Below are 24,881 nucleotides of genomic sequence, written 5' to 3'. Positions count from 1 at the left end.
GTGTGTGCTGGGCAGGATGAGGTCATGGTCCCCTCCTCCGCCTCCTCCGCCTCCTCCCCCTCCGCCGCCGTGCCCGGTTCCGTGCTGGGTCTGGCCCCCGTGGTGCCCGTCGTCGTCATCGAGGACGCCGCCGACGCCGTACCGCTCGCGCGTGCGCTGGTGGCGGGCGGGCTGCCCGCGATCGAGGTGACGCTGCGGACGCCCGCCGCGCTCGACGCGATCCGCGCGATCGCCGACGGCGCGGTGCCGGGTGCGGTGGCCGGGGCGGGCACCGTGATCACGCCCGGGCAGGTCGCCGGCGCGGTGGCGGCGGGGGCGCGTTTCCTGGTCAGCCCCGGCTGGACGGACGGACTGCTGGAGTCGATGCGGGCGTCCGGGGTGCCGTTCCTGCCGGGGGTGTCGACCGCGTCCGAGGTGGTGGCGCTGCTGGAGCGCGGGGTGCGGGAGATGAAGTTCTTCCCGGCCGAGGCCGCGGGCGGCACCGCCTACCTCAAGTCGCTCGCCGGTCCCCTGCCGCAGGCCCGCTTCTGCCCGACCGGCGGCATCGGCCCGGCCTCCGCACCCGAGTACCTGGCGCTGCCCAACGTCGGTTGTGTGGGCGGCAGTTGGATGCTTCCGCCGGACGCGATCGCCGACCGGGACTGGGGGCGCGTGGAGTCACTGGCCCGGGAGGCGGCCGGTCTGGGGGCGGGTGCGGGCCTGAGGGCCGGTGAGTCGGCGCAGGTGTGAGGTGTCGTTGAAGAGGCGGACGCTGGCGGCGCCGTCCGCGTAGTACGCCACCGCCGACAGGGACGCCGCGGACAGTTCCATGCGGAACAGCGACTCGGGCGGTGCGCCCAGGGCGAGGCGTACGAGCGTCTTGATCGGCGTGACGTGCGAGACGAGCAGGACCGTGCGGCCCGCGTACGCGACGACGAGCCGGTCCCGGGCGGCGGCGACCCGGGCCCCGGTCGCGGCGAAGCTCTCGCCGCCGCCGGTCGGAGCGGCGTGCGGGTCGGCCAGCCAGGCGTTCAGATCGTCCGGGTGGCGCTCGCGGACCTCGGCGAAGGTGAGCCCCTCCCAGGCGCCGAAGTCGGTCTCGCGCAGCCCCTCCTCGACGGCGACCTCCAGACCGAGACGGGCGGCGACGATCTGCGCGGTTTCGCGGGCACGGGCCAGGGGCGAGGACACGATCGCCTGGACCGTCCCGCGCCGGTCCAGCGCCTCGGCGACCCTCTCGGCCTGCTCCCTGCCGACGTCGGACAGCGACGGGTCGCTGCCGCCGCTGCCGGAGAACCGCTTCTGCGGGGTGAGCGGCGTCTCACCGTGCCGCAGCAGGACGAAGGTGGCGGGGTCACCCATGTCGGGGGGACCCCAGCCGGGGGCGGGGGCGGCTTGGGCGGCGGGGCTGCGGGTGCTGGAGGGCTGGGCGGCGCGAGCGTCGGCGGCGGGCCCGGCGACTCGGGGGTCGATGGCTACGGCCTGGGCGGCGCGGGTGTCCGCGGCCTCGCCGGACGCGGTGACTTCGCCCGGCCCGGCGGCTCCGCCCGGCCCGATGGCTCCGCCCGACGCGGCGGTTTCGCCGGGCTCGGCGACTCTCCCCTGAGCCAAGTCCGCGACCTCCCGGCGCACCACGTACGCCCCCTCCGACGCTCCCCCGTCCATCGCCTCGTTCGCCAGGCGGTCCGCGTGCTTGTTCCGCTCGCGGGGGATCCACTCGTACGTGACCCGCCCGGGCGGGAAGATCCGTGCCGCCTGGGCCGCGAGCGGCTTCATGTCGGGGTGTTTGATCTTCCAGCGCCCCGACATCTGCTCGATGACCAGCTTGGAGTCCATGCGGACGTGGACCGTGGCGGACGGGTCCAGTTCACGGGCGGCGCGCAGGCCGGCCAGCAGCCCGCGGTACTCGGCGACGTTGTTCGTGACGACGCCGAGGTACTCGGCCGCCTCGACCAGCGTCTGCCCCGTCGCGGCGTCGGCGACCACGCAGCCGTAGCCCGCGGGCCCCGGGTTGCCCCGAGACCCGCCGTCGGCCTCGACGATGAACTCCCGCACGGGCCGCGCCCCTTACAGGCCGGACTCGGCCGTCCGCACCAGGATGCGGCGGCAGTTCTCGCAGCGCACGACCGTGTCGGGGGCCGCGGAGCGGATCTCGCTCAGCTCGGTGATGGCGAGCTCCTGGCGGCAGCCCTGGCAGGTGCGGGCGTAGAGCTTCGCCGCGCCGACGCCGCCCTGCTGCTGGCGGAGCTTGTCGTACAGCTTGAGGAGGTCGGCCGGGACGGAGGCGGCGATGACCTCGCGCTCCTTGGTGACGGTGGCGACCTCGCCGTCGATCTCCTCGAACGCGGCGTCCCGGCGCGCGGTCGCGGCGTCGATCTTCGACTGGACGGAGGAGACCCGCTCGGTGAGCTCGGCCACCCGCTCCTGCGCGGACTCGCGGCGCTCCATGACCTCCAGGACGACGTCCTCCAGGTCGGCCTGCCGCTTGGCGAGGGAGGCGATCTCGCGCTGGAGGTTCTCCAGGTCCTTCGGGGAGCTGACCGCGCCCGAGTCGAGGCGCTTCTGGTCGCGGGCGGCGCGCTGGCGCACCTGGTCGACGTCCTGCTCGGCCTTGGTCTGTTCGCGGGCGCAGTCGCTCTCCTCGGTCTGCGCGGCCACCAGCAGGTCGCGCAGCTGCGTGAGGTCCTTGGTCAGCGACTCCAGCTCGGCGTGCTCGGGCAGGGACCTGCGCCGGTGGGCGAGCTGCTGCAGGCGGACGTCGAGGTCCTGGACGTCGAGGAGTCGGATCTGGTCGGCGGGCGCGGCGTTCAGTTGGGGGCTCCCAGTGGGTCGGGGGTGGCGGCGGAGGCCGCGTGGGCGGTCCAGGGGTCGGTGACCGTCTTCGACACGTGGACGCGGAGATCCCATCCGTGCCGGTCGGAGATCTCGTCGAGCTGGCTCGCGGCCAGCTCGCACCAGGGCCATTCGGTGGCCCAGTGCGCCGCGTCGAGCAGCGCGAGCGGACTGTGGGCGCGATCCGCAACGAACTCCGACGCCGGGTGGTGGCGCAGGTCCGCGGTGAGGAAGGCGTCGACGCCGGCCGCGCGCACGTGGTCGAAGAGGCTGTCGCCGGAGCCGCCGCTGACGGCGACCGTACGGACGGTGGCGCCGGGGTCGCCGGCGACGCGGATGCCCTGCGCGGTGGCGGGCAGCCGCTCGGCGGCGCGGGCGGCGAACTCGCGGACGGTGAGCGGGTGGTCCAGCTCGCAGATCCGGCCGAGGCCGCGGCGGCCCCCGGGGTCGGTGGTGTCCGGCACGAGGGGACCTGCGACGCGCAGGCCGAGCGCGCCCGCGAGCGCGTCGGAGACGCCCGGGTCGGCGGTGTCGGCGTTGGTGTGGGCGACGTGCAGCGCGATGTCGTTCTTGATGAGGGTGTGCACGACGCGGCCCTTGAAGGTGGAGGCCGCGACCGTCGTCGTCCCGCGCAGGTAGAGCGGGTGGTGGGTGACGAGCAGGTCGGCGCCGAGCTTCACGGCCTCGTCGACGATCTCCCGCACGGGGTCGACGGCGAACAGCACCCGGGAGACGTCCTGGCCGGGATCGCCCACGACGGTCCCGACCGCGTCCCAGGACTCGGCCCGCTCGGCGGGCCACAGGTTCTCCAGCGCGGCGATGACTTCAGACAGACGGGGCACGTGGGAAAGGCTACCTGGCTGCTTCGTACGGCTGAACCGGTGCCGCCCGCCGCGGGGGCCGGCGCCGGGTGCGACGCCCGGTCGGCCGTCCACCGTCGGGGCCGGCGTCCCGCACCGGGAGCACATATGCCGTCGTTTCCTCAGCAGAATCGCTTTTGCGCCACCCGTAAGGGCGAAGCCGGTGCCCGACCGTCACACGTCCATCCGTGCGAAACCTAGTTTCGTCACCGGAGGTGACCGAACGATGACGGCCTGTGCGATCGAGTCGGCGGCGGAACACGCGGGGCCCGGGGAAGAAGGGACTCCGCAGGCAGGCTGCGCCCTCAGCGCGGACGGCGCCTATGCGGCGCGGCTCGCCCCGGACGGCGACGCGTGGTTTCCGGAGCGCTGGACGCTGGACGGACCCGAGCCGTACGTGGTGCCGCTGCCCGGCCGGCAGCCGGAGGGGCCCGGCACCGAAGTGCAGCCGATGGGCGACGGGCGGGTGCTCATCCGCCGGCCGCTGGACGGGCGGCACGCCTTCTCGCTGCTGTATCCGACCGGGCCCGGCACTGGCGAGCTGCCGCTCGGCACCGTGGAGTGCCCGGTCGAGGGCACCCGGCTGCGGCTGCTGCCGCCCGCGCCCGGTGGTGACCGGGCCTACGCGCTCGCGGTGGGCCGGCGCTCCAGCGCGGTGTGGCTGGTGGCGGGCGGGGCCTTCGGGCCCGAGCGGCTCGCCGAGGTGCCCGGCCGGTGCTCGGGCGGCGTGTGGCTGGACCGCACCGGGCGGATGCTGGCCCTGGACCGGGAGACCGGCGGCCGTACCAAGGCGGTCGTGGTCGACCTGGAGCGCGGCGGCGAGGTCTCACCGCTGCTGCAGCTCACCGAGGACAGCGACGACCGGCTGCTGCTCGCGGACCCCGACAGCGGCCTGCTGCTGATCGCCTCGGACGCCCCCTCGCCGGGCGCTCCCCGGCTGGGCTGGGGCATCCTCGGCAGCACGCTGCCGGTGCGGTTCCCGGAGAGTCTGCGCGTGCCGGACTGCACGGTCACACCGTTCGCGGTGCAGCCGGGGCAGGTGCTGACGCCGGAGGCGTGCGGGGTGGCGCTGCGGGTGGACGGACCGCTCGGAAGCCGGGTGGGTGTGTGGCGGCCCGCCGGCCGGCGAATCCACCATCTCCCGGCGCCCGGCGGCTGGTTGGCGGGCACCGGCCAGTGGACCGAGGAGGGCGAACTCCGCCTCCCCTGCGTCACACGCGAAATGCCGTGCGGCGTGGCGCGGCTCGCGGCGCCGTGGGCGGGCGTGGGTGGCGTGGAGGAAGCGGGGCCAGGTGGTGCTCGGCCGCGGGCGGCGGAGCAGGCACCCCCGGCAGTGGGTGACGCGGGCGGCCGGGGGTGGGGGGAGGCCTCCGTGTCGCCCGGCCAACCGGTCGGCCGGGGCCGGGAGTCGGTCGACGTGACGCGGGTCGGCGCGGTCGGCCAGAGGTCCGCAGGATGTGCCGCGCCGCGCCCTGTGCCCTTGCGGGAAGCGCCACTTGGACGGCTGGTAACGAACTAGTGCCGGTTGGCGTGGCCGTCTGGATTCGCCCCACGGTGTGCCGGTTACACTCGCCCGGCTGTAGGAAAGATCATGTTTGACGGGGTGAGTTCCTTCCGATGAGCGACGTAATGAACCAGCCGTGCCCGGCCGACGTCCAGGACATAGCCGCCGGCCACGGCCGGCACCGGGGCGAGGTCTCCACGCAGGACAGCGACACGGCGCCGCGCGGTCGTCACCGCAAGCCCGCCGAGGAGTCCGAGTCGACCGCGGCCTGACCCAGTACTGGCCGGTCGCGCGCGGCAGGCCGCGGGTCCCTCCGCGGTACGCCGCACCGGTCGGCCATCGGCGTCACACGGCCCCGCCCGTCGTCCGACGGGCGGGGCCGTTCCGTTGGGCAGGTGGGCTCCCGGCTCGGGTCTCCGGTGCCCGTCGCGCCGTCACGCGTACTCGATCCGCCCGGCCGCCAGTACGGGGGTCTCCCCCCGCTCGGCCGTGCTCACCTCCACCCGGACCGTGCGGGCCTGCCCGGCCCCGCGCCACATCCGGATCCGGAGCGTCTCCCCCGGGTACACCACGCCCACGAACCGCGCCCGGTACCCCCGTACCCGGTCCGTCTCGCCCGCGAGCAGCGTGTCCACGGCCGCCTTGAGTGTCATGCCGTAGGTGCACAGCCCGTGCAGGACGGGCTGTTCGAAGCCCGCGGCCCGCGCGAACTCCGGGTCGGCGTGCAGGGGGTTGTCGTCACCGGTGAGCCGGTACAGCAGGGCCTGGTCCGGGCGGACGGCCCGTTCCACGGTCACCTCGGGCTCCCCGCACGGCGGTTCGGGATGCGTGGACGGTCCGCGTTCGCGTTCACCGGCCCAGCCGCCTTCCCCGCGGACGTAGACCTCCGCCTCCTCCGTCCACAACGGCCCGCTGCCGTCGGTCACTTCGGTCCGCATGACGAGCAGCGCCGCCTTGCCCTTGTCGTGTACGGCGACGAGGCGGGACGTGGCGGTGGCGGTGCCGTCGGTGGGGACCGGCCGGTGCAGCCGCAGACTCTGCCCGGCGTGCAGGACGGCCGCCAGGTCCACGTCGACACCGGGCATCGACAGGGCGCCGATCACACCGGGCGGTCCGCCGCCGGCGACGGTGGCGAAGCTCGGCAGGACGTGCAGGCGGGACTCCAGGGTGTAGCGCAGTTCGGCGGGGTCGGTGGCGGGGACGCCCGCGCCGATGCCGAGGTGGTAGAGCCGCACGTCCCGGCCGCTCCAGGAGATCTCCTCGACGCGGGGCGCGCCGCCGAGGGCCTGGGCGACGTCGATGGGCATGGCACTCCTTGTCGGGGTCGGCCGGTTGGGCGGTTGGGCGGCCGTCGTGCGGGCGGGGCACACCCCCGTGGAACGGCGGACAGCGGCACCGGTCACGGTGGCATTCAACGCGGCGCGCGACGGAACAGCGCCGTCCACAGGAAGTCCGCCCCGAAGTACGGCGAGTCCTCCGGCTGGTCGCGCATGCGGCGCAGTTCGCGTTCCGTGAGGTTCGGCTCCCGGTGGCCCGAGAAGATGTGGCGCAGCGCCTGAGGGGTGTACGCCAGGCCGCCGTGCAGCCGGCCCTGGCGGTAGAAGTCGGCGTCCGGCAGCTCGGAGCCCATGCCGCCCGCCGCGAAGCAGGTCAGCGCGAACGCGCCGCCGGGGGCCAGCACCCGGTCCAGCAGGGCGAGGTGGCTGACGCGGCGGTGCGGGGGCAGATGGTGGAAGCAGCCGGAGTCGTACACGAGGTCGTACGGGCCGGGCAGTTCCGTGCCGGCGAGCGCGAAGGCGTCCCCGCAGTGGAAACGCACGCCTTCGGCTCCCGTCTCCGCCGCCCGTTCCCGCGCCCAGGCGACGGCCGTCGGCGAGAGGTCCACGGCGTCCACGTCGAAGCCGCGCGCGGCCAGGTGCAGGGCGTTGCGGCCGGGGCCGCAGCCGAGGTCCAGGGCGCGGCCCGGCCCGAGGAGGCCGCGGTCGATCCAGGACGCGAGGCTCTCGTCGGGCTTGGCCACGAAGAACGGCACCTGCCGGGAGCGGTCGGTGTAGAAGCCGTCCCACCAGTCGGCGCCGCCCCGGCCGGTCCAGCGGTCGGCGTCCGGTGCGAACAGGTCGTCCAGGAGCGTGAGTACGTCGTCGACAGTGCGTATGTGCCGGTCCATCCGGCCCCCCTTCCGCGTCCCCGTGATGCTACGCCGGGACGGGAAGAAACCCCAGGTCAAGCCCTGTTTGCTCACCTCTCCGGGGCCGCTGTGCGGTCGCGTGGCGGGGTGTGGGGGCGGCCCGTGGGGGATCACTCCGGGGTGGGCGGGAGAGGCCCGCCGTGGCGCCTCCGGGGCTGTCCACGGCTCCTCCTCCGGCACCCGGAAGCCCCGTTTTGACTCCTGCCGGCCCGGCACTCCCCTCACCGGGCCGCCCGCCCCCTCACCCCCCGCCGCGCGCCCGTGTCCGTGTCCGTTTCTGCGCCGGGCCCCGCCCGCTTCTCGCCCCGGGGCAGCCACAGCCACATCAGGAGCGTGCCCGCGCCGAGAACCGCCGTGCCCGCCCGGAACACCAGCGCGTACCCCTCCGTCAGCGCGTCCGGTGAGGTGCTGCCGCCCGAGCGGGCCGCCGCCAGGGTCGACATGACGGCGAGGCCCAGTGAGCCGCCCATGATGCGCGAGGTGTTGATCAGGCCGGACACCAGCCCGGCCTCCCCCGGCGCGGTCCCCGACGTGGCCAGTGAGGCGAGCGGGGTCGTGGCGAGGCCGGCGCCGAGCATCATCAGGACGCCGGGGATCATGATCGCGGTCACGTACGCCCCGTCGGCCGTCAGCGTCGACTGCCAGCCGAAGCCCGTCGCGGCGACCGCCGTGCCGAGGGCGGCCAGTGCCCGCGCGCCGAGCACCCGCATCAGCCGGGGGGCGACCTTGGAGCCGGCGATCACGGCGAGGGAGCTGGGGATCAGGGCGACGCCGGCCTCCAGCGGGGAGTAGCCGAGGACGTTCTGCGCGTACAGGGTCATGAAGAACCACATGCAGAACATGGCGGAGCCGCTGAGGAACATCGCCGCGTTCGCCGAGGCCACCGGCCTCAGCCGCAGCAGCCCGAGCGGCATCAGCGGGGTGGCCGTGCGGGACTCGACGGCGAGGAACAGGCCGAGCAGGGCGAGTCCGGCGAGCAGTGGGACGAGGGTGGCCGCCGCCGTCCAGCCGTCGGCCTCGGTGCGGGAGATGCCGTACGCGAGGGTCGCCAGCCCGGCGGTGGCCAGGACGGCGCCCGGCAGGTCCAGGCGCCGTCCGTCGCCCGCGCGGCTCTCCGCGAGGTACCAGGCGGCGCCGGTCAGGACGACCGCGCCCACGGGGACGTTGATCAGCAGGACCCAGCGCCAGGACAGCAGGTCGACGAGGATTCCGCCGACGAGCCCGCCGGCCGCGCCGCCGCCCGCGCCGACCGCCGTCCAGGTGGCTATGGCGCGGTTCCGTGCGGCGCCCTCCGGCACGGCGGCCGTGAGGATGGTCAGGGTGGCGGGCGCGAGGACGGCGGCGCCGAGTCCCTGCACCGCCCGCGCCAGCAGCAGGTGCCCGCCCTCCTGGGCGAGGCCGCCGCCGAGCGAGGCCAGCGTGAACAGGGCGAGCCCGGCGAGGAACATCCGCTTGCGGCCGTAGAGGTCTCCGGCCCGGCCGCCCAGCAGCATGAAACCGGCGAAGGCGATGGCGTAGGCGTTCACCACCCACTGCAGTCCCTGCTCGCCGAGGCCGAGCCCGGTGCGCATGGACGGCAGGGCGACGTTGACGACGGAGACGTCGAGCACGACGAGGAACTGCCCGGCGCACGCGAGCGCCACGACCAGCCAGGTGGGTGGCGTGGCGCGACGGGCGGGGCGGCGAAGGCGTGCGGCTCGGGGCATGGGTGTCATGGTCCCAGCGGCCGGACGCTCCGGGGATCGGGAATCCGGCCGAGTCGTTCCCGGACCTGGGGACGGAGGCTCTGTACGGGGGCTCTGGGTGCGGGCTCTGAACATGGGTCCCGGGCGGGTGCCCGCCTCGTGCGGCGGGACTGCCAAGAGAAGGTCAAGATTTCGTGGGGCCGTCGATGCGGCCGGGATGGCGACCCTCCCCCCCCGGCCGAACCCCCGGAGCGCGATGCGGCAGCATGGAGCCCGCCCGGGTGCCCCGCCCGGTCGCGCACCACCGGAGTGAAAGGCAGGACCCCATGTCGGCGGCGCCCCAGCCGGAGGTCATGGCCGCGTTCGAGGCGGCGAAGGGGTTCATGCCCGTGGACGAGGGCCTGGCCCTGTACGCGGCGGCCGTGCGGGCCGGGCGGCTGGGGCTGCCGCTGCTGGAGGTCGGCACGTACTGCGGGCGCTCCACGATCCTGCTCGCGGACGCCGCCCGGCAGGCCGGTGTCACCGCGCTGACCGTGGACCACCACCGCGGCAGCGAGGAGCAGCAGCCCGGCTGGGACTACCACGACCCCGAGACGGTCGACCCCGAGCTGGGCCTCATGGACACCCTGCCGGCCTTCCGCCGCACCCTGCACCGGGCGGGTCTGGAGGAGCACGTAGTGGCGCTGGTCGGGCGCTCCCCGCAGATCGCCCGGCTGTGGAACGCGCCGCTCGGCCTGGTCTTCGTCGACGGCGGCCACACCGACGAGCACGCGGGCGCCGACTACGAGGGCTGGGCCCCCCATGTGGCGGAGGGCGGCCTGCTGGTCGTCCACGACGTGTTCCCGGACCCGGTGGACGAGTTCACGGGCCAGGCCCCTTACCGCGTCTACCTCCGCGCCCTCGCCTCCAGGGCCTTCACGGAGGTGTCCGTCACCGGTTCGCTGCGGGTGCTGCGGCGAACGGGAGCGGGGATCTGACGGCGCGGTTAGAGTCGCAGACGTGTCGTACGCAGGCCCCGATGCCGAACCCTCCCGTCCGCCGCGGTCCCGCCGCCCGCTGACTGTGGCGCTGGCCGCGCTGCTGCCGGGTGCGCTGCTCGGCTGGCTCGTGTACGAGGCGGTCGGGGATTCGGGGGGCGGTTTCGGCGGGGCGGCGGACGTGTCGTCGCCCCCGGCGGCGGGCGGCGGGTCCGCTCCGGAACGTGGTGACGACGGCAAGAAGCCCGGCCCGTCCCCCACCGCCTCCAGCGCGTCGCCCTCGTCCTCCGCGCCCGCCGCCTCCGGGCCGCTCAAGGGCAAGGTCGTCGTCATCGACCCCGGGCACAACGCGGGCAACTTCCGGCACACCTCCGAGATCAACCGCAAGGTGAACATCGGGACGGGCTGGAAGGAATGCGACACGACGGGCACGTCCACCAACGCCGGTTACACCGAGGCGACGTTCACGCTGGACGTCGCCCGCCGGGCCCGCACCCTGCTGGAACAGCAGGGCGCCACGGTGAAGCTGACGCAGAACGCCGACCGCCCCTTCGGGCCGTGCGTGGACGAGCGGGCCCGGATCGGGAACAACGCCCGTGCCGACGCCGTCGTGTCCGTCCACGCCGACGGCTCGGCCGAGGGCAACCGCGGCTTCCACGTCATCCTGCCGGGCAGCGTCCACGCGGGCGAGGCCGACACCCGGCCCATCGTCGGACCCTCCCGTGACCTGGGCGAACGCCTCGTCGGCAGGTTCGTCCGGGTCACCGGCAGCGCGCCCGCCAACTACGTGGGCGACGGCACCGGCCTCGTCACGCGCACGGATCTCGGCGGTCTCAATCTGTCAACGGTTCCCAAGGTGTTCATCGAGTGCGGCAACATGCGCGATAGCAAGGACGCGGCGCTGCTGACCAGCGGCGCCTGGCGGCAGAAGGCGGCGCAGGGGATCTCTGAGGGAATCGTGAGTTTCCTGCGCGGGTAGCGGTCCGCGGGCTGATCCCGGCGGACACCTCAACCGGTCGGACGATAGTGTCGTCCTTACGATGAGGGGCCACCCCCGCGCTTCCCACCCGGGCCTGACGGCGACATGGTGACAGCGACGCCTCTACCGACGACGAGACGACCTACGAAGGACCTGAAGTGAATATCCGCTCCCTCACTCGAGGCGACGGCGTGGTGATCGGAGCAGCGGTATTGCTGTTCATCGCGTCGTTCCTCGATCTGTACTCCGCCAAGGGGTTCGACCTGGACGTCACCGCGTGGGACAGCCTCGGCACCGGCCTCGGTCTGTACATGGCCGGTGTCATCGGTGCCGCTCTGATCGTCGTCAACCGCTGCCTGCCGCAGCCGCGCAAGGTCGCCGGCCTCGACCTCGGGACCGTCGGCACGGCGTTCACGGTGCTCGTCGCCTGGAGCCTGTTCTGGTCGCTGGTGGACGTCGGTGACGGCGCCAGCGCCGCGGCCGGTCTCATCCTCGGCTTCATCGCGGCTCTGCTGCTGGCCGGTGCCGCCGTCGCCACGCCGCTGATCCCCGCCCTCCAGGGCTCGCTCGTCCCGGCCCCGCGTCCCGCCGCCCCCCAGCCCTACGGCGTGCAGCCGCAGGGCGGTTACGGCTACCCGGGTGCGCAGCAGCCCGCGTTCGGCGGTCAGCCCCAGTCGGGCCAGCCGCAGGCGGGCCAGCCCTACGGCGCCCAGCCGCAGCAGGGGCAGCAGCAGCCGGCGGGTCAGCCGGCCGGGGACTTCTCGCCGTTCTGGTTCGCGGTTCCGGTGCCCCGGCCGCTGTTCGCGGAGGACGGCTCGCCCACACCGATCGCCGAACTCGCGCCGGGCACCTGGTACCTGGCCGTCGAGCAGCGCGGTCAGGCCCTGGTCGCGCAGACGCAGGACGGCCGCCGCGGTGTCCTCCAGGACACGTCGGGCATCCAGCGCGGCTGACGCGCACCGCACGTCGTGGCGGCCGTCGGCCCCCGCCCTTTCCGGGCGGGGGCCGACGGCCGTTTTGCGTGCCCGGAGCGGCGCGCGGGCCCGGGTCCGGCGCCTCCGGGCCACACGGGTCACTTCCTCCCACGCCGTCACCCGGCGCGCCGGAACAGGCCGCCGCGCGGGGCCCGTTCGGGTTTCGTCCGGCGTTCCGGGGCTACCCGAAGGGCATGTCCCCTCGATATCGCACCAGCGCCAATCAGGCCGGGACGGTCATAGCGGTCGTCGCCGACATCATGGCTCTCATCCTGGGCCTGTGGATCCTGATGTACCTGCTGGACGCGAACCGCGCAAACGACTTCGTGCAGTTCGTCCACGACGCGGCCCGCTGGCTCGCGGGCTGGTCCCACGACCTGTTCACGTTCGACGCGGAGTGGGCCCGGGTCGTCGCCGGGTACGGCCTGGCCGCGGTCGTCTACCTCTTCGTGGGCCACGCGATCGCCAACCGCGTCCACCGCCACTGAGCCGCCGCGGCCCGCACGGGCCTGACGCCGGCCGCGGCGCCGCACGGGCCCGCCCGTCAGTCGCAGCAGTCCGGGTCGAGCCCCGTCGGCAGGTGCTCGCCGCCGAAGACCGCGCAGGTGGCGTCGTGACCGCCGAGCGCGGCGACGGCCAGCAGCAGTGAGCCGGCCGTCCAGGTGGTGAGTTCCCGCGGCCATATGACGCCCTCGTCGAAGACGCGGCCGGTCCAGTACAGGCCGGTTTCCGGGTCGCGCAGATGCTGGATCGACTGCAGGATCTCCAGCGCCCGGTCGGACTCGCCCGTCGCCCACAGCGCCAGGGCGAGTTCGGCCGACTCGCCGCCCGTCACCCAGGGGTTCGGCACCACGCACCGCACCCCGTGGCCGGGCACCACGAAGCGGTCCCAGCCGTCCTCGACGCGGGCCTTGGCCTCGGCGCCGGTCAGCGCGCCGCCCAGCACCGGGTAGTACCAGTCCATCGAGTAGCGGTCCTTGTCGAGGAACCGCTCCGGGTGCCTGCGGATCGCGTGCCGCAGCGCGCCCGCCGCCAACTCCCAGTCGGGTTGCGGTTCTTCACGCTGCTCGGCGATGGCGAGCGCGCAGCGCAGCGCGTGGTGAACGGACGACGAGCCGGTCAGCAGCGCGTCCGCGGTGTCGGTGCCGTCGTCGTCCCGCCGCCAGCCGATCTGGCCGCCGGGCTGCTGGAGCCGCAGCACGAACTCGACGGCCGCGTACACGACCGGCCACATGCGGTCCAGGAACGTGTCGTCGCCCGTGGACAGGTAGTGGTGCCACACGCCGACGGCCGGGTACGCGACGAAGTTGGTCTCCCGGCCGCGGTCGGTGACCTCGCGCGCGTCGCCGTCGGCATAGGCGGCGTACCAGGAGCCGTCCTCGTTCTGGTGCCGGGCCAGCCAGGTGTACGCCCGTTCCGCCGCGGCGTGTTCACCGGCCGCGTCCAGCGCCATCGCCGCCTCGACGTGGTCCCACGGGTCCAGGTGATGCCCCCGGAACCACGGGATGGCGCCGTCCGGGCGCTGCCCGGCGAGGATGCCGCGCACGGTCCTGGCGGCCTGCTCGGCGGTCAGCACCCCGGGCAGGACCAGGTGCTCCGTCCGGGGAGTGGTCACGTGGCGTCCGCCTCGGCCACGCGGGGCAGGTGCGGCTTGGTCGCGTACGCCACGAAGCTCTTGCCGATCAGCGGGTTCAGCGCCTGCTCGGCGACCCGGGTGGCGAGCGGCTTCTTCATGATGTCCCAGACCAGCAGCTTGTGGTACGCCCGCACGGGCAGTGCCTTGTCGTTGTCGACGCCGAACGCGCACTTCAGCCACCAGTACGGCGAGTGCAGCGCGTGCGCGTGGTGCGTGCCGTACGGCTTGAGGCCGGCCTCGCGCATCCTGGCGAGCAGTTCGTCCGCCCGGTAGATGCGGATGTGGCCGCCCTCGACCTCGTGGTAGGCGTCGGACAGCGCCCAGCAGACCTTCTCGGGGCCGTAGCGCGGGACGGTGACGGCGATCCGGCCGCCGGGCCTGAGCACCCGCACCATCTCGGCGAGGACGCCCTTGTCGTCGGGGATGTGCTCCATCACCTCGGAGATGATGACGACGTCGAAGGAGTCGTCCGGGAAGGGCAGCGCGAGGGCGTCGCCCTCCATGGCGGTGGCGGTCGCGCCCTCGGGCGCCTCACCGGCCTCCTTCATCGCCGCGAACCACTTGGCGACCTCGCGGATCTCCTCGCCGTTGCGGTCCAGCGCCACGACCCGCGCGCCGCGCCGGTAGCACTCGAACGCGTGCCGTCCGGCACCGCAGCCGAGGTCCAGGACCCGGTCGCCCGGTGCGAGGGGGAACCGGGAGAAGTCGACGGTCAGCACGTGGCCCTGCTTTCGGGGTAGACGCTGTCAACATCGGGGGTGGGGGCCCCGGGTGCGCCGGTGCGGGACGCGGCGGCGATGGCCTCCCGGTAGCGGGCGACCGTGCCCTCGGCGGCCCGCGCCCAGGTGAAGTGGCGCAGCACCCGCTCCCGCCCGGCCGAGCCGAGCCGCGCGCGCAGCCCGGGATCGCCGAGCAGACGGCTCAGTCCCGCGGCCAGCGCGTCCGCGTCGCCGGGCGGCACGGCCAGGCACGTCTCGCCGTCGCGGCCGGCGACCTCGGGGATCGCGCCGCCGGTCGTGGCGAGCAGCGGGGTGCCGGTGGCCATGGCCTCGGCGGCGGGCAGCGAGAAGCCCTCGTACAGCGACGGCACGCAGGCGATCTGCGCCGAGCGCACCAGGTCGACCAGTTCGGCGTCGGAGATGCCCTTGACGAACCGGACGGCGCCGCCGAGGCCGTAGCGTTCGACGGCCCGCGCGACCGGCCCGTCCGTGGGCTGCTTGCCGACGACGACGAGGTGCGCGGCGGGGTGCTCGGTGCGCACCTTGGCGAGCGCCTCGACCAGGAAGACCAGGCCCTTGAGCGGTACGTCGGCGCTGGACGTCGTCACGATCCGCCCGGGCACCTGCGGCACCGACGGATCGGGCGAGAACAGGTCGGTGTCGGCGCCGATGTGGACGACGTGGATGCGGTCGTCGCGCACGCCGAGGTGGTCGACGATCTCCTGGCGGGAGGTGCCGGACACGGTCAGCACCGACGGCAGCCGGCGCGCGACGCGCTTCTGCATGCGGGTGAAGGCGTACCAGCGGCGCACGGCGTACCGTCGTCGCCGGCTCCGGGCGGCGTCCAGCTCCAGCCGCCGGTCGACGGTGATGGGGTGGTGGATGGTGGTGACCAGGGGCGCGCCGAGGTCGCCGAGGAGGCCGTAGCCGAGCGTCTGGTTGTCGTGGACGACGTCGAAGTCGCCGCGGCGGGCGCGCAGATGGCGGCGGGCGCGCAGCGAGAAGGTGAGCGGCTCGGGGAAGCCGCCGGTCCACATGGTGGCCACCTCGAGGGCGTCGATCCAGTCGCGGTACTCGTCGCGCCTCGGGGTGCGGAAGGGGTCCGGCTGGCGGTAGAGGTCGAGGCTGGGCAGCTCGGTGAGGACCGGTCCGCCGCGGCCCTCGCCGAGGACGTCGAGGACGGGGTAGGGCTGGGCGCCGATGACCTCCACGCGGTGCCCGAGCCGGGCCAGTTCGCGGGACAGGTGCCGGACGTAGACGCCCTGGCCGCCGCAGAACGGGTTTCCCTTGTACGTGAGGAGCGCGATGCGGAGCGGTCGCCTGCCGTCGGCAGCGGGGCCCTCCGGGGGCGCCGCCTCCCTGGCCTCAGCGGTCACTCTGGGCCCCCTTCTGCCTGCACTGTCCCGCGAGATTACGACGGGACGCTAATCTAGAACAAGTTTCAGACTTGATCGTTCGAGAGGCTCCGAATCTACCGGCAGGTAGGGGCGCTGTGGCCGGCGGACCGGGTGATTCGTGCCACGGTGTGCGACCCCGGCATGCCGTGCGACCACTCGCCCTCACCGACTGTCGCGGAACGCACGGGAACGCACGGAACGGACGGAACGGCACCATGGCTGCGGGATCCACAGCGGAGGCGGGCGCGGCGGGACCGGCCGCCGCCCCGCTCACCGAACGGCAGGAGGCGCGCCGCCGCCGCATCCTGCGCGCGACCGCGCAACTGGCCGCGCGGGGCGGGTTCGACGCGGTGCAGATGCGGGAGGTCGCGGAGTCCTCGCAGGTCGCCCTCGGCACCCTGTACCGCTACTTCCCGTCCAAGGTCCATCTGCTGGTCGCCACGATGCAGGACCAGCTGACCCGGCTGCACGGCACGCTCCGTAAGCACCCGCCGGCGGGCGAGACGGCGGCCGAGCGGGTCGCGGAGACGCTGATGCGCGCCTTCCACGCGCTCCAGCGCCGGCCGCACCTGGCCGAGGCGATGGTGCGGGCCCTGACGTTCGCGGACCGCAGCGTGAGCACGGAGGTGGAACAGGTCTCCCGCCGGACGACGGCGATCATCCTGGAGGCGGCGGGCCGCCCCGCCCCGAGCCCCGACGAGCTGTCCGCGATCCGCGTCATCGAGCACACCTGGCACTCGGCCCTCATCACCTGGCTGTCGGGCCGGGCGTCGACAGCGGAGGTGCAGAGGGACATCGAGACGGCGTGCCGTCTCATCGGGCCCGCGGGGGCCCGGCGGGACGGTTAGACGGCGGGACCGCGGCCGGTCGCCGGGAGCGGCAGTGCGGGCCCGGTGGTCGCCCCTCTCCCCGCGGTCCGCTCCCTACGGGCGGGTAGAGTGGCGAGTCGTCATCACACCCGTACGGGGGAAGCCGGTGCAGTTCCGGCGCCGCCCCTCCCCGCGTCTCGACGCCGCTCGACCCGGGGACGCCCCTGTCCGTGAACCGCCCCCGGGTGGTGAGCCGGATCGCCCCGTACGGTGCGTGAACGGCCCACGTGCCCGGCAGTCCGCCGGAGCACGGCACCGTCGAGGTACACGGAGCCGAGCCGCCGGGGGCATCCCGTGCTGCCCGGCTCCCCCGCAGGGAGAGGCACCCGCCGATCATGAACGTCCGCCGCAGCGCCGCGGTCCTGGCCGCCACCGCCGTGATCGGTGCCGCCGCACCGGCCGCCGCCGACTCGTCCCCGTCGCCGTCCGCGGCCCTCCCGTCCGGCCTGTACGGCAAGGCCGACCCGACGTACGACGGTGTCTGGCGCCAGTCCCTCGCGCTGCTCGCCCAGGACACGGCGGGCGTGCGGCCCGCGCCGAAGGCCGTCGACTGGCTGCTGGCGCAGCAGTGCGCGAACGGCGCCTTCGCCCCGTACCGCGCCGACCCGGCCAAGCCCTGCGACGCCAGGACCACGGTCGACACCAACAACACGGCCGCCGCCGTCCAGGCCCTCACCGCGCTCGGCGGCCACGACACCGCCGCCGGCGAGGCCGTCGACTGGCTGAAGTCCGTGCAGAACGCGGACGGCGGCTGGGGCTACGTGCCCGGCGGCGCCAGCGAAACCAACTCCACGTCCGTCGTCGTCGGCGCCCTCGCCTCGGCCGGCGAGAAGCCCGCCGACGTGGTGAAGGGCGGCAAGTCCCCCTACGACGCCCTCCTCGCGCTCGCCCTGCCCTGCGAGGGCGCGGACGCGGGCGCGTTCGCCTTCCAGCCCGACAAGAAGGGCAGGCTCGCCGCCAACGCCGACGCCACGGCCGCGGGTGTCCTCGGTGCCCTGGGCAAGGGCCTGGTGGTGGAGCCCGGCAAGAAGGCCGGTACGGCCCCGGCGCCCTCCTGCACGGACACCGGACGGGCCACCCCGGAGCGGGCCGCCGCCAACGGTGTCGCGTACCTCACCAAGTCCCTTGCCAAGACCGGCCACTTGACCCTCGCCGGGTCCGGCGGCCCGGACGTCGGCAACACCGCCGACGCCGTCGTCACCCTCGCCGCGCACGGCGCCACCGGCCAGGCGGGCAAATCCCTGGACTGGCTGCGGAAGAACTCCGCCGCCTGGGCCGGGCAGAGCGGCCCCGCCGCCTGGGCCCAGCTGATCCTCGCGTCCCACGCCATGGGCACGGACCCGCGCGACTTCGGCGGCAGGGACCTCGTGAAGCAGCTGAACGCGACGGGCCCGGCCCCGCAGAGCGAGAAGGCGGCCGAGGAGAGCGGGGAGAAGAACGAGGAAGACAAGGGGGAGGACGGCTCCTCGCCGTTCGGCGTGTGGTGGTACGTGGGCGTGTGCCTGGTCGTCGGCATCGGCTTCGGCTTCCTGCTGAGCGGCCGCACCCGGAAGCAGCAGCCGTGACCGGCCGCCGCCGTCCATGGGCCCTGCTCGTGGCCGTGTTGGTCCTGTGCACGGGTGCGGGCGCGGGCCAGGCGCAGGCCGCGGACTACCGCTACTGGTCCTTCTGGGACCGCGACGGCGACCGCTGGACGTACGCCACGCGGGGTCCGTCGACCGCCCGCCCCTCCGACGGCGACGTCCAGGGCTTCCGCTTCGCGGTGAGCGAGAACTCCGGTGACGCGGCCCGCCCGCGCGGCACGGCCGGCTTCGCGGCGATCTGCGCGTCGACCCCCGAGCGGGAGGGCAGGAAGCGGGTCGCCCTGGTCCTCGACTTCGGCACCAGGGCCGACGCCCCGGCCGGGGAGACCCCGCCCCCCGCGCGCACGGCCTGCGCGAGCGTCTCCCCCGGCGCGACGACCTCCGACGCGCTGGCCGCGGTGGCCAAGCCCCTGCGCTACGACACGAACGCCCTGCTGTGCGCGATCGGCGGGTACCCGAAGCGGGGGTGCGGGGAGCAGGTCGCGCACCGGGAATCCGGGAAGCGGCAGCCCGCCACGGACAGCGGACCGTCGCTGGGCCTGGTGGCCGGCGGGGCACTGGTCGCCGCGCTGGCAGCGGGGGCGGTGTGGCAGGTGCGGCGCAGGCATGGGTAGTGGTGGGGTGCCGTGCCGCGGCGGGTCGCTGGGCCGCCCGGGCGGTGCCCGTCCCGGCGCTGGGGACGGGCATGCCTAGCGGCGGGCTGCCCGGCGGGACCCGGCCCGCGCCGGCGAGTGACCCGGCCCCCGGGCAGCGCTCCCGCGCTCAACTGCACCCCGGTGCCTGGTGGCTGTGGGCGATATCGCTGGGCGTCGCGGCCACCCGCACCACCAACCCCCTCCTGCTCACCCTCCTCACGGCCGTCTCGGCGTACGTCGTCGCGGCCCGCCGCCCCGACGCCCCCTGGGCCCGCTCCTACGGCAGCTTCCTCCGGCTCGCCCTCGCCGTCCTGGTCGTCCGCCTCGCCTTCACGGTGGTCCTGGGCTCGCCCGTCCCGGGCACCCGCACCGTGCTCGTCCTCCCCGAAGTGCCCCTCCCGGCCTGGGCGCAGGGCATCCGGCTCGGCGGCGAGGTCACCCTGGAGCCGCTCGTCTTCGCCCTGTACGACGGCCTGAAACTGGCCACGCTCCTCATCTGCGTCGGCGCCGCGAACGCCCTCGCCAACCCCTCCCGCCTCCTCAAGTCCCTGCCCGGCGCGCTGTACGAGACGGGCGTCGCCGTCGTCGTCGCCCTCACCTTCGCCCCGAACCTCATCGCCGACGTCCACCGCCTGCGCGCCGCCCGCCGCCTGCGGGGCCGCCCCGACAAGGGCCTCAGGGGCCTGCTCCAGGTCGCCCTGCCGGTCCTGGAGGGCGCGCTGGAACGCTCGGTCGCGCTCGCCGCCGCGATGGACGCCCGCGGCTACGGCCGTACCGCCCGGGTCCCCGCCGCCGTACGCCGTACGACCGCCGCGCTCACCCTGGGCGGCCTGCTCGGGGTGTGCGCGGGCACGTACGGGACGCTGACCGCGGAGGGCGGCGCGTACGGGCTGCCGGTGCTGCTCGCCGGGGTGGTGACGGCGCTGGCGGGGCTGCGGCTCGGCGGGCGCCGCTCGCTGCGCACCCGGTACCGCCCGGACCGCTGGGACGCCCGCGCATGGCTGGTCGCCGGGTCCGGGGCCGCCGTGGCCGCCGCGCTCGCGCTCGCCGCCGTACACGATCCGGCCGCCCTGCACCCGGGGGTCGTCCCGCTCGTCACCCCCTCTCTCCCGCTCTGGCCGGCCGCGGCCGTGCTGCTGGGCCTGGTGCCCGCGTTCGCCGCACCGGCCCCGACCCCACCGCCCGGGGAGCAGTCGTGATCCGCTTCGAGGATGTCTCCGTGACGTACGACGGCGCGGCCGGGCCCGCCGTGACGGGCATCGACTTCGAGGTCCCGGAAGGTGAACTCGTGCTGCTCGCCGGGCCGTCGGGGGTCGGCAAGTCGACCGTGCTCGGCGCGGTCGGCGGTCTCGTCCCGCACTTCACGGGCGGCACGCTGCGCGGCCGGGTCACCGTCGCCGGCCGGGACACCCGCACCCACAAGCCGCGTGATCTCGCCGACCTCGTCGGCACGGTGGGCCAGGACCCGCTGGCCCACTTCGTGACGGACACGGTGGAGGAGGAACTGGCGTACGGCATGGAGTCGCTGGGGCTGGCCCCGGACGTGATGCGGCGCCGGGTGGAGGAGACGCTGGACCTGCTGGGGCTCGCGGATCTGCGGGACCGTTCCATCGCCACGCTCTCCGGGGGCCAGCGGCAGCGGGTCGCCATCGGCTCCGTCCTCACTCCGCACCCGTCGGTGCTGGTCCTCGACGAGCCGACGTCGGCGCTGGACCCCGCCGCGGCGGAGGAGGTCCTGGCCGTCCTGCTGCGGCTGGTGCACGACCTCGGTACGACGGTGCTGCTGGCCGAGCACCGCTTGGAGCGGGTCGTGCAGTACGCCGACCGGGTCGTCCTGCTGCCGGAGCCGGGCGCGGCGCCGGTGGTGGGCGAACCGGCGGAGGTGATGGCCGTGTCGCCGGTGTATCCGCCGGTGGTGGGGCTGGGCCGGGTGGCGGGCTGGTCACCGCCGCCCCTGACGGTACGGGACGCCCGGCGCCGGGCGGCACCGCTGCGCGAGCGGCTGGCGGGCAGGGAGATCGCGGGCGACGCGACGCCGAGGGTGATGCCGGCGCCGACGACCGGTGAGGTGCCCGAGGTGGGCCCTCGTCGGCCGGCGACCGGCGCGGCGTCCGGGGTGACGTCGGCGCGCCGCCCCCGCTCCGTCGCCGTCCGGCGTTTGCTGCGCCGTCGTACCCCGGCCGATCCAACTGCCCCGCACGTGGCGGAGGTCCGCTCCCTCGCCGTGCACCGTGGCCGCGTCCAGGCGCTGCGCCACGTCGACCTCGCCGTCTCCCCCGGCGAGACCGTCGCCCTGATGGGCCGCAACGGCGCCGGGAAGTCCACGCTGCTCGGCGCGCTGGTCGGCCTCGTCGAGCCGGCCGCCGGTTCCGTGCGCGTCGGCGGCGCCGTACCGCACCGGACGGCACCGCGCGACCTCGTGCGGCGCGCCGGGCTCGTACCGCAGGAGCCGCGCGACCTGCTGTACGCCGACACGGTCGCCGCGGAGTGCCGGGCCGCCGACCGGGACGCGGACGCGGAACCCGGCACCTGCCGGGCCCTGCTGTCCGCGCTCCTGCCCGGCGTCGGCGACGGCACGCACCCGCGTGACCTCTCCGAGGGGCAGCGCCTCACCCTCGCGCTGGCCGTCGTGCTGACCGCGCGCCCGTCGCTGCTCCTGCTGGACGAGCCGACCCGCGGCCTGGACTACGCGGCGAAGGCCCGCCTGGTCGGACTGCTGCGCGAGCTGGCCGCCGAGGGTCACGCCGTCGTCCTGGCCACGCACGACGTCGAGCTGGCCGCCGAGGTCGCCCACCGGGTCGTGCTGCTGGCCGACGGCGAGGTGATCGCCGACGGACCGACGGCCGAGGTCGTGGTGTCGTCCCCGTCCTTCGCGCCACAGGTGGCGAAGATCCTGGCGCCGCAGCGGTGGCTGACGGTGGGACAGGTGGGCGAGGCACTGGGACGGGCCGCGGGGGTGGCAGCCGTGGATTCGCCGGGGCCGGCGGGGACGGCGGACTCGGCCGGTGGGTCGCGGGGGCCCTCGGCGTCGCCCGGGTCGGCGGACTCGCCGGGGTCGCCCGGTTCACCCGGGGCGGCGGACTCGCCCAGGTCACCCGAGGCGCCGGGGTCACCCGGGGCGGCGGACTCGCCCGGGGCAGTCTCGTGACCGGGCGGGTGCAGCGGCAGGTCCGGGGTGTTCGGCTCGGGCCCCGCTCGGTCGCCGCGCTGCTGCTCGTCGGCGCGGTCGGGGTGGTGGCCGTCGGCTGGCCGTTCCTCGCGCCGCCGGACTCGCAGGTCGCGGCGCACGCCCAGGACGCGCCGTGGCTGTTCGCGGGGCTGCTGGTGCTGCTGGTCGCGGTGGCGGCGGCGACGATCTCGGAGACGGGGCTCGGCCCGAAGGCCGTGTCGATGCTGGGCGTGCTCGCGGCGACCGGCGCCGCCCTGCGGCCCATCGGGGCGGGCACGGCCGGCATCGAGCCGATGTTCTTCCTGCTGGTGCTCAGCGGCCGGGTCCTCGGGCCGGGCTTCGGCTTCGTGCTGGGCGCGGTGACGATGTTCGCGTCGGCGCTGCTCACGGGCGGGGTGGGGCCGTGGATGCCGTTCCAGATGCTGGCGATGGGCTGGTTCACGATGGGCGCGGGCCTGCTGCCGGGCGCGGACCGGCTGCGCGGCCGTGCGGAACTGCTCCTGCTGGCCGCGTACGGCTTCCTGGCGGCCTTCGCCTACGGCACGGTGATGAACATGGCGGGCTGGCCCTTCCTCGCCGCCCTGTCCTCCCACATCGCCTTCGACCCGGACGCGGCGGTCCCCGTCAACCTGGCGCGTTTCCTGGCCTACTGCCTGGCCACCTCGCTCGGCTGGGACCTCGGCCGCGCGGTCGTCACCGTCGTCCTGACGATGACGCTGGGCGCCCCGGTCCTGCGCGCCCTGCGCCGCGCCACGCGCCGGGCGGCCTTCGAGGCGCCGGTCGCGTTCGAGGCGCGCGGCGAGCAGGACGGGGCGTACGGGCGGTCACGTCCGGGGCGAGGCGCAGGGTGAGTCCGCTTGGCCGGTGGTGCGGGCCGCCGCTGCGGGTGTCCGCGCCCTCGGACCCCGGAGCACGTACGTCAGGCCGAAGCCCGCGCCGACCACCAGGGCGCCGCCCGGCGCGTCCAGGACCCAGTGGTTGCCGGTCGCCACGATCGCCGACGCCGTGAACAGCGGGTGCAGCAGGCCGAGCGCCTTCATCCACGCCTTCGGCGCGACCACCGCGATCACCAGGCCGCACCACAGCGACCAGCCGAAGTGCAGGGACGGCATCGCCGCGTACTGGTTGGTCAGCGCGGTCAGCGTGCCGTAGTCCGGCCGGGAGAAGTCCTGCGCGCCGTGCACCGTGTCGACGATCCCGAAGCCCGGCATCAGGCGCGGCGGCGCCAGCGGGTACAGCCAGAAGCCGGCCAGCGCGAGCAGTGTGGCGAAGCCCAGCGCGGAACGCGCCCAGCGGTAGTCGGCCGGGCGGCGCCAGTACAGGACGCCGAGCACCGCGAGCGGGACGGCGAAGTGGAACGACGTGTAGTAGAAGTCGAAGAAGTCCCGCAGCCGGCCGGTCCGCACCACGGCGTGGTTCACCGCGTACTCGATGTCCAGGCGCAGGAATCTCTCCAGGCCGAGGATCTGCCACCCGTGCTCCTCGGCGCGCTCCCGCCCGCCGGCCGCCGCCAGCCGCACCTGCGCGTACGCGGCGTACGTGACGCGGATCAGGAGCAGTTCGAGGAGGAGGTTCGGGCGGGTCACCGTGCGACGCAGCGCCGGTACGAGGGGCACGTGCCGGAACCGGGCCGGGACCGGCGCCGCGCGCTCCGCCGGGACCGGCGACCGGTAGTACGGCGAGGTGCGCGGCAGGAACGGTACGGCGGTGGCGGCGGCCAGCGCCACGACCAGGACGGCGTTCTCGCGCAGCGGGTGCAGCACCGTCAGGTCCGGCAGCAGCATCGTCGCCGGCAGCGTCATCACCAGGACGACGGTGACCGGCCAGACCCAGCGGTCCCGGGCCCGCCGGCCGACGCGGCCGACGACCGCGAGCAGCACCCACAGCACCTGGTGCTGCCAGGCCGTCGGCGACACCGCGACGGCGGCGCAGCCGGTGATCGCCACGGCGAGCAGGAGCTGGCCGTCGCGGGCGCAGCGCACCGCGCGCCGCACGCCGAGCACGGCCACGGCCGCGCCCAGCGCCAGAAAGAGGGCGATCTCCGGCGGGCCGGTCAGGCCGAGGCGGAGCAGGGCACCGTGCAGGGACTGGTTGGCGAGGTCGTCGGCCGGGCCGCCGAGGCCGACGCCGGCCACGTGGTGCACCCAGTAGGTGTACGAGTCGTGCGGCATCGCCGCCCAGGTGAGCGCGGTGGCCGCCGCGAACGTGGCGGCGGTGGCGGCTGCCGCGCGGCTGCGGCCGGTGAAGTGCAGCAGGGGGACGAAGAGCAGGACGGTCGGCTGGAGAGCGGCGGCCACGCCGATCAGGGCGCCGCCGGTCCGCCGGCCGCGGGCGGCGAAACAGCCCAGGAGGACGAGCAGGACCGGGACGATGCTGGTCTGGCCGAGCCAGAGGGTGTTGCGGACCGGCAGCGACAGCATGAGCAGACTGACCGCCACGGGGGCGGCCAGGAGGGACGTACGGCGGCTGACGGGGCGGGGCAGGGCGCGCGCGGCGACGAGGCCGAGGGCGACGGCGAGGAGGAGCGAGCCGAAGACCCAGCCCCCGCCGAGGGCCTGCTCGGCGGCGCGGGTGAGGGGTTTGAGGAGGAGGCCGGAGAACGGGGTGCCGGTGAAGCGGGTGGAGCCGTAGAGGGAGCCGGTGGCGTGCAGGACGCCGGCCGGGCCGAGCCGGGTCTCCAGGTCCGTGAGGCGCTCCCCGCGCGGGGTGCGCAGGACGACGGCCGACTGCCGTACGGCGAGGATCGCGGCGACGGCCCACAGCGCGAGGCGGGCGGCGCGCATCCGGGCGGTCGCGCCTGCGGCAGCCACCCGGAACCCCTCCGCCGCGCCCCCGGCACGCTCCGCCTCCACCACGCCTCGCCCGCCCCTTCTGTCCGATGAAGTCCCACTTGGG

The 24,881-nt window shown here is 75.1% G+C and carries 23 protein-coding genes; 13 read left to right on the top strand and 10 right to left on the bottom strand.

The genetic code is table 11. The features are described 5' to 3' along the window. The first annotated feature begins 24 nt into the window (after window positions 1–24). Window positions 25–729 (top strand): bifunctional 4-hydroxy-2-oxoglutarate aldolase/2-dehydro-3-deoxy-phosphogluconate aldolase, encoded by a 705-nt coding sequence (gene eda / locus AB0M97_RS10170; protein ID WP_365960308.1) that lies wholly within the window; start codon window positions 25–27, stop codon window positions 727–729. Here eda and AB0M97_RS10165 read toward each other — a convergent pair. From AB0M97_RS10165 to AB0M97_RS10155, 3 genes are read right to left on the bottom strand one after another with little or no spacing between them, the layout of a single operon-like run. Then, window positions 658–2,034 (bottom strand): bifunctional RNase H/acid phosphatase, encoded by a 1,377-nt coding sequence (locus AB0M97_RS10165; RefSeq protein WP_365960307.1) that lies wholly within the window; start codon window positions 2,032–2,034, stop codon window positions 658–660. The two genes, eda and AB0M97_RS10165, sit on opposite strands and share 72 nt — an antisense overlap. Window positions 2,035–2,046: 12 nt before the next feature. Further along, window positions 2,047–2,790: a C4-type zinc ribbon domain-containing protein gene (locus AB0M97_RS10160; protein WP_365960359.1), complete on the bottom strand. Its 744-nt coding sequence runs from the start codon at window positions 2,788–2,790 to the stop codon at window positions 2,047–2,049. Further along, window positions 2,787–3,653 (bottom strand): Nif3-like dinuclear metal center hexameric protein, encoded by an 867-nt coding sequence (locus AB0M97_RS10155; protein WP_365960306.1) that lies wholly within the window; start codon window positions 3,651–3,653, stop codon window positions 2,787–2,789. Before AB0M97_RS10155 ends, AB0M97_RS10160 begins: the two co-directional genes overlap by 4 nt. 244 nt (window positions 3,654–3,897) lie before the next feature. On the opposite strand from AB0M97_RS10155, the gene AB0M97_RS10150 reads away from it, so the two are divergent. Next, window positions 3,898–5,190, top strand: coding sequence for a hypothetical protein (locus tag AB0M97_RS10150; protein ID WP_365960305.1), 1,293 nt, complete (start codon window positions 3,898–3,900; stop codon window positions 5,188–5,190). 98 nt (window positions 5,191–5,288) lie between these two features. Then, window positions 5,289–5,447: a hypothetical protein gene (locus AB0M97_RS10145; RefSeq protein WP_365960304.1), complete on the top strand. Its 159-nt coding sequence runs from the start codon at window positions 5,289–5,291 to the stop codon at window positions 5,445–5,447. A 162-nt stretch (window positions 5,448–5,609) separates the two neighbouring features. Here the strand turns inward: AB0M97_RS10145 and AB0M97_RS10140 are convergent, their stop codons facing one another. The 3 genes from AB0M97_RS10140 to AB0M97_RS10130 form a co-directional block, all read right to left on the bottom strand. Beyond that, on the bottom strand, window positions 5,610–6,482 hold the full coding sequence (locus tag AB0M97_RS10140; RefSeq protein WP_365960303.1) for a MaoC/PaaZ C-terminal domain-containing protein: 873 nt from the start codon (window positions 6,480–6,482) through the stop codon (window positions 5,610–5,612). Between the two features lie 104 nt (window positions 6,483–6,586). After that, the gene (locus AB0M97_RS10135) at window positions 6,587–7,342 is read right to left on the bottom strand and encodes a class I SAM-dependent methyltransferase (protein WP_365960302.1); all 756 of its coding nucleotides are present in this window, start codon (window positions 7,340–7,342) and stop codon (window positions 6,587–6,589) included. A gap of 242 nt (window positions 7,343–7,584) precedes the next feature. After that, window positions 7,585–9,069, bottom strand: coding sequence for an MFS transporter (locus tag AB0M97_RS10130; protein ID WP_365960301.1), 1,485 nt, complete (start codon window positions 9,067–9,069; stop codon window positions 7,585–7,587). A 305-nt stretch (window positions 9,070–9,374) separates the two neighbouring features. Between AB0M97_RS10130 and AB0M97_RS10125 the strand changes: the two genes are divergently transcribed. From AB0M97_RS10125 to AB0M97_RS10110, 4 genes are all read left to right on the top strand, one after another. Beyond that, window positions 9,375–10,025, top strand: coding sequence for a class I SAM-dependent methyltransferase (locus AB0M97_RS10125; RefSeq protein WP_365960300.1), 651 nt, complete (start codon window positions 9,375–9,377; stop codon window positions 10,023–10,025). Between the two features lie 22 nt (window positions 10,026–10,047). Beyond that, window positions 10,048–11,004, top strand: coding sequence for an N-acetylmuramoyl-L-alanine amidase (locus AB0M97_RS10120; protein ID WP_365960299.1), 957 nt, complete (start codon window positions 10,048–10,050; stop codon window positions 11,002–11,004). A gap of 158 nt (window positions 11,005–11,162) precedes the next feature. Continuing rightward, the gene (locus AB0M97_RS10115; protein WP_365960298.1) at window positions 11,163–11,957 is read left to right on the top strand and encodes a hypothetical protein; all 795 of its coding nucleotides are present in this window, start codon (window positions 11,163–11,165) and stop codon (window positions 11,955–11,957) included. A 215-nt stretch (window positions 11,958–12,172) separates the two neighbouring features. Beyond that, on the top strand, window positions 12,173–12,466 hold the full coding sequence (locus AB0M97_RS10110) for a hypothetical protein (RefSeq protein ID WP_365960297.1): 294 nt from the start codon (window positions 12,173–12,175) through the stop codon (window positions 12,464–12,466). Between the two features lie 56 nt (window positions 12,467–12,522). Here AB0M97_RS10110 and AB0M97_RS10105 read toward each other — a convergent pair whose 3' ends face one another. Genes AB0M97_RS10105 through AB0M97_RS10095 form a run of 3 tightly spaced genes read right to left on the bottom strand, consistent with a single transcriptional unit; the run spans window position 12,523 to window position 15,709 of the window. Continuing rightward, a complete protein-coding gene (locus AB0M97_RS10105) occupies window positions 12,523–13,593 on the bottom strand; it encodes a prenyltransferase (RefSeq protein WP_365960295.1) in 1,071 nt (356 codons plus the stop codon). Then, window positions 13,590–14,333: a methyltransferase domain-containing protein gene (locus AB0M97_RS10100; protein WP_365960294.1), complete on the bottom strand. Its 744-nt coding sequence runs from the start codon at window positions 14,331–14,333 to the stop codon at window positions 13,590–13,592. Before AB0M97_RS10100 ends, AB0M97_RS10105 begins: the two co-directional genes overlap by 4 nt. Next, window positions 14,327–15,709: a glycosyltransferase family 4 protein gene (locus tag AB0M97_RS10095; RefSeq protein WP_365960293.1), complete on the bottom strand. Its 1,383-nt coding sequence runs from the start codon at window positions 15,707–15,709 to the stop codon at window positions 14,327–14,329. The genes AB0M97_RS10100 and AB0M97_RS10095 overlap by 7 nt, the downstream gene beginning before the upstream one ends. Window positions 15,710–15,945: 236 nt before the next feature. Between AB0M97_RS10095 and AB0M97_RS10090 the strand changes: the two genes are divergently transcribed. The 6 genes from AB0M97_RS10090 to AB0M97_RS10065 all read left to right on the top strand — a co-directional run bounded on the left by AB0M97_RS10090 (window position 15,946) and on the right by AB0M97_RS10065 (window position 22,837). Then, window positions 15,946–16,578, top strand: a complete 633-nt coding sequence (locus AB0M97_RS10090; protein ID WP_365960292.1) for a TetR family transcriptional regulator — start codon at window positions 15,946–15,948, stop codon at window positions 16,576–16,578. A 356-nt stretch (window positions 16,579–16,934) separates the two neighbouring features. Further along, window positions 16,935–18,164 carry a prenyltransferase/squalene oxidase repeat-containing protein gene (locus AB0M97_RS10085; protein ID WP_365960291.1) on the top strand — a complete coding sequence of 410 codons (1,230 nt, stop codon included), beginning with the start codon at window positions 16,935–16,937 and terminating at the stop codon, window positions 18,162–18,164. A gap of 23 nt (window positions 18,165–18,187) precedes the next feature. Next, window positions 18,188–18,796, top strand: a complete 609-nt coding sequence (locus AB0M97_RS10080; RefSeq protein WP_365960358.1) for an SCO2322 family protein — start codon at window positions 18,188–18,190, stop codon at window positions 18,794–18,796. Window positions 18,797–18,867: 71 nt separating this feature from the next. Further along, a complete protein-coding gene (locus tag AB0M97_RS10075; protein ID WP_365960290.1) occupies window positions 18,868–20,016 on the top strand; it encodes an energy-coupling factor transporter transmembrane component T in 1,149 nt (382 codons plus the stop codon). Continuing rightward, window positions 20,013–21,965: an ATP-binding cassette domain-containing protein gene (locus AB0M97_RS10070; protein ID WP_365960289.1), complete on the top strand. Its 1,953-nt coding sequence runs from the start codon at window positions 20,013–20,015 to the stop codon at window positions 21,963–21,965. Before AB0M97_RS10075 ends, AB0M97_RS10070 begins: the two co-directional genes overlap by 4 nt. Further along, complete coding sequence (locus tag AB0M97_RS10065) at window positions 21,962–22,837, top strand: ECF transporter S component (protein ID WP_365960288.1); 876 nt, start codon at window positions 21,962–21,964, stop codon at window positions 22,835–22,837. The genes AB0M97_RS10070 and AB0M97_RS10065 overlap by 4 nt, the downstream gene beginning before the upstream one ends. Here AB0M97_RS10065 and AB0M97_RS10060 read toward each other — a convergent pair. Further along, window positions 22,811–24,841: a bifunctional glycosyltransferase 87/phosphatase PAP2 family protein gene (locus AB0M97_RS10060; RefSeq protein WP_365960287.1), complete on the bottom strand. Its 2,031-nt coding sequence runs from the start codon at window positions 24,839–24,841 to the stop codon at window positions 22,811–22,813. The genes AB0M97_RS10065 and AB0M97_RS10060 overlap by 27 nt on opposite strands. Window positions 24,842–24,881: the final 40 nt, after the last annotated feature.

This window comes from Streptomyces sp. NPDC051207 (assembly GCF_040682395.1).
GTDB lineage: Bacteria > Actinomycetota > Actinomycetes > Streptomycetales > Streptomycetaceae > Streptomyces.
The sequence above is the reverse complement of the archived record's forward strand: the minus strand, read 5'-3'. Positions and strand labels throughout refer to the sequence as shown.

What these genes read in the sequence shown, in the direction of transcription:
- eda (WP_365960308.1), top strand. Translation starts at nt 25, where the DNA reads ATGGTCCCCTCCTCCGCCTCCTCCGCCTCCTCCCCCTCCGCCGCCGTG.
- AB0M97_RS10125 (WP_365960300.1), top strand. Translation starts at nt 9,375, where the DNA reads ATGTCGGCGGCGCCCCAGCCGGAGGTCATGGCCGCGTTCGAGGCGGCG.
- AB0M97_RS10140 (WP_365960303.1), bottom strand. Translation starts at nt 6,482, where the DNA reads ATGCCCATCGACGTCGCCCAGGCCCTCGGCGGCGCGCCCCGCGTCGAG.
- AB0M97_RS10075 (WP_365960290.1), top strand. Translation starts at nt 18,868, where the DNA reads ATGCCTAGCGGCGGGCTGCCCGGCGGGACCCGGCCCGCGCCGGCGAGT.
- AB0M97_RS10130 (WP_365960301.1), bottom strand. Translation starts at nt 9,069, where the DNA reads ATGCCCCGAGCCGCACGCCTTCGCCGCCCCGCCCGTCGCGCCACGCCA.
- AB0M97_RS10145 (WP_365960304.1), top strand. Translation starts at nt 5,289, where the DNA reads ATGAGCGACGTAATGAACCAGCCGTGCCCGGCCGACGTCCAGGACATA.
- AB0M97_RS10150 (WP_365960305.1), top strand. Translation starts at nt 3,898, where the DNA reads ATGACGGCCTGTGCGATCGAGTCGGCGGCGGAACACGCGGGGCCCGGG.
- AB0M97_RS10135 (WP_365960302.1), bottom strand. Translation starts at nt 7,342, where the DNA reads ATGGACCGGCACATACGCACTGTCGACGACGTACTCACGCTCCTGGAC.
- AB0M97_RS10110 (WP_365960297.1), top strand. Translation starts at nt 12,173, where the DNA reads ATGTCCCCTCGATATCGCACCAGCGCCAATCAGGCCGGGACGGTCATA.
- AB0M97_RS10090 (WP_365960292.1), top strand. Translation starts at nt 15,946, where the DNA reads ATGGCTGCGGGATCCACAGCGGAGGCGGGCGCGGCGGGACCGGCCGCC.
- AB0M97_RS10085 (WP_365960291.1), top strand. Translation starts at nt 16,935, where the DNA reads ATGAACGTCCGCCGCAGCGCCGCGGTCCTGGCCGCCACCGCCGTGATC.